Source organism: Halorubrum sp. Atlit-26R, assembly GCF_003666015.1.
In the GTDB taxonomy this organism is placed as follows: Archaea; Halobacteriota; Halobacteria; order Halobacteriales; family Haloferacaceae; genus Halorubrum.
Genome location: NZ_QPLT01000267.1, coordinates 1 through 645 on the forward strand (window position 1 = coordinate 1; position 645 = coordinate 645).

A 645-nucleotide genomic window follows, 5' to 3' on the forward strand; every position below is an offset into this window, starting at 1 on the left:
TATATACGCACGAGACAACCAAGTGGCATGCTCGACGTCACGATGGATATGGAGCAGTTCGACTGCCCGTTCATCGACACCTCCGCCGACCACGACGTCTCCTTCTCGGCGATGCACTGGCAGCTGGACACGGCGGCGGAACTGCTGGAGACGCGGCTGCTCGTCGAGTCGCCGAACCGGTACGAGCTCGGGGAGGGGCTCACCGCGCTCCGCGACCACGAGAACATGGCCGAGTACCGCCTGTTCTCGAAGGAGGACGGGACCGCGATCGTCAGAACGGTCATCGAGGAGACGAACGCCATGTCGACGATCACGGACCACGGCGGCTACATCACCGGCCCGTTCCTGATCGAGGACGGCTCCGAGCGGTGGCAGGTCGGGTTCGACGACGAGGCGACGACCGAGGCGGCGCTACACGACTTGGAGAAGGGCAACGAGTTCGTCGTGGAGGACCGCTCGCAGCTCTCGATGGAGGCGCTGTTCGACACGATGCGGAACGCGAACGCGGCCTCGACCATGCTCGACGCGTGCCGCGACCTGACCGACGTCGAGCGCGAGACGATCGAGTCCGCGGCCGACGCCGGCTACTTCGAGTCGCCGCGCGAGGCGACGCTGTCGACGCTCGCCGACGAGTTCGACGTCTCG

The 645-nt window shown here is 66.2% G+C and carries 1 protein-coding gene; it reads left to right on the top strand.

Annotated elements, in window-relative coordinates:
- Window positions 1-27: 27 nt before the first annotated feature.
- Window positions 28-645: helix-turn-helix domain-containing protein (locus DVK07_RS20505; RefSeq protein ID WP_121598586.1), on the top strand; the 618-nt coding region annotated here is incomplete at its 3' end.